The organism is Pedobacter sp. 05L430, from assembly GCF_056397585.1.
The window spans coordinates 1-1,611 of sequence record NZ_JBFTNT010000498.1 but is presented as its reverse complement, the minus strand read 5'-3'; the positions used below and the strand labels follow the sequence as shown (position 1 = coordinate 1,611).

The window sequence follows — 1,611 nt, the reverse complement described above, 5'->3', positions numbered from 1 at the left end:
ATGCTACAGCCACCAGAAGAATTGATGATGCAGTAGGCGACATTTTGCAGCTTTTAGAGGACTTAAAAATTTCGGAAAATACGATTGTCGTTTTTACATCTGATAACGGACCATCTATTGAATCTTATCTTCCTGCAGGTTACCCACCTAATAACCCGGAGTTTTTTGGAGGGTTCGGACCTTTTGATGGAATAAAAAGAGATGTATGGGAGGGTGGATTAAGAATGCCAACTCTGGTAACCTGGGCTCAGCATATTCCTGCTGGTAAAGTTGTGGTATCGCCAAGTATGCTGTCAGACTGGATGCCTACCTTTGCTGATGTTGCAGGTATAAGTGCTCCGGCCAGAACAAATGGAGTTTCATTGGTTCCATCTCTAACAGGAAAAGGCATCCAGGCCGAAAGTTTAATTTATTCAGAATATTCTGAAGGGGGTAAAACGCCTGATTTTAAAGCTTTTGAGGCCAGCAGGAGGGGCCGGAAACGTGGGCAAATGCAAATGATCCGTCTTGGGGATTTTGTAGGTGTGCGTTATGATATCAAATCTGCAGATGATGATTTTGAAATATACGATATAGTAAGCGACCCTAAGGAAACTACTAACCTTGCTTCAATACCGTCCTGCAACGAATTACAGGTTCAAATGAAAGCCAAATCATTACAGGCTCGAAAGGCAGATCTTGAAGCTCCACGGCCGTATGATAGGGCCGAAATTCCGGCTGTTGAGATTTTAGATAAAACATATCCCGGACTTTCGTGGAAATTCTTTAAAGGAAATTTTCCATACGTAGTTTCAGAAACGGGTCTTACTGAAGTTTCAAATGGTATTAGCAAACATTTAGGAGAAGAAGTGCCAAAAGCAAGACCTGGAATGACACTATATGAAGGTTTTATAAAGGTGCAATCTGATGGAGAATACAGCTTTTCACTTCAGGCAAGTGGGAAAGCTTATATGAGAATTCATGAAGCAGAACTAATTGACGCGGATTTTGGTTATCAGTCAGTGAGCCAGGAAACAGAGCGTGTTTATCTCAAAGCCGGCTATCATCCGGTTAAGATTTATTATTTAAGAGAAGCAGGTAAAGAGCGTATACTTTCTTTAAAAATGAGATACAAAGATGGTGATTGGAAACCACTAAAAGGAACTGATTTTTACGCTATTAGATAATTTGTTAACCGGATTTTCTGACTTCGCAATAATATTCTAATTAAGATGAGAAAAAAGTATGTTTAAACTTTCATTTATTCAAAAAGATAATTACATTTGGGCTTACCCTTTCGGGGGTATGTTTTTCATAGGTAGATGTAGGGTCGAAAATTAATTTTCGGCCCTTTTTTGTTATCTAAGGTTCCGTATCTTTATCTGCGCTATGAGGAAGAAGAAAATTATTGTTGCAATTACTGGTGCCAGCGGATCAATTTATGCTAAATTACTGTTAGATAGTTTGTTGAAATTGTCTGATCAGATTGAAAAAGTAGGAGTAGTAATGTCAGACAATGCCAAAGAAGTTTGGCGTTTTGAACTTCAGAATCAGGATTACGACCGTTACCCCTTTACTTTTTACCCAAAAATGGATTTTAATGCTCCATTTGCGTCAGGATCGGCTAAGTTT

At 39.0% G+C, this 1,611-nt stretch carries 2 protein-coding genes; both read left to right on the top strand.

The genetic code is table 11. The annotated features are described in order from the left end of the window. The coding region (locus AC1DG9_RS26800; protein ID WP_477635662.1) for a sulfatase-like hydrolase/transferase at positions 1-1,166 on the top strand (1,166 nt) is incomplete at its 5' end. Positions 1,167-1,368: 202 nt separating this feature from the next. Then, on the top strand, positions 1,369-1,611 hold a 243-nt coding region (locus AC1DG9_RS26795), incomplete at its 3' end, for a flavoprotein (protein WP_477635661.1).